The 668-nt window shown below is 67.4% G+C and carries 1 protein-coding gene; it reads left to right on the forward strand.

Annotation, left to right across the window (positions count from 1 at the left end; translation table 11 throughout):
• Positions 1 to 668, forward strand: a 668-nt coding sequence (locus CEX88_RS25770) for a cutinase family protein (RefSeq protein ID WP_099459222.1), incomplete at both ends; no start/stop codon positions are given.

Here is a 668-nt window from a genome sequence, read left to right on the forward strand (position 1 = left end):
AGAGGTGTAGAAGAGACAGGTGTCGGCGGGGTCGGGCAGGCGTTCGTCGACCAGCTGCGCGCCCAGGCCGGCCCACGATCGATCGACGTCTATCCGGTTAACTACGTGGCCAGCGGCGACTTCGGCAACCGCATCCAGTTCGCACGCACGGTGGTCGACGGGATCCGCGATGCGGGACAGAAAGTCGAGTCGACGGCGGCGGCATGCCCCGATACCGACATCGTGCTCGGCGGATTCTCACAAGGCGCTGCGGTCGCCGGATACGTGACTTCCGCTGAGATTCCCGAGGAGATCCCCGCCGAGTACCGCGAGTTCATCCCCGAGCCGATGTCTGAGGAAGTCGGCGACCACGTTGCCGCTGTCGTTCTGTTCGGCAGGCCCTCGGATCAGTTCCTGACCGATGCCGGCGCGCCCGCGATCGTCATCGGACCGTCGTATCAGGACAAGACGTTGGATCTGTGCGCCGAGGGCGACACGATCTGCAACGGCGCTCCCATCGGTCTTCCAAGCTTCGCGCACAACTCCTACATCGTGAACGGGATGGCCGCCGAGGGTGCGGCCTACGCGGTGGCGCGTCTCGAGCCGGCTCCGGCACCCCCGCCGCCTCCGGCCCCGGCGCCGGCTCCGGCGCCGTTGGCCGCGCCCGCACCTGTCTCTTATACCCCTCT

The sequence above is a fragment of the Mycobacterium neumannii genome (assembly GCF_002245615.1).
GTDB classification, from domain to species: domain Bacteria; phylum Actinomycetota; class Actinomycetes; order Mycobacteriales; family Mycobacteriaceae; genus Mycobacterium; species Mycobacterium neumannii_A.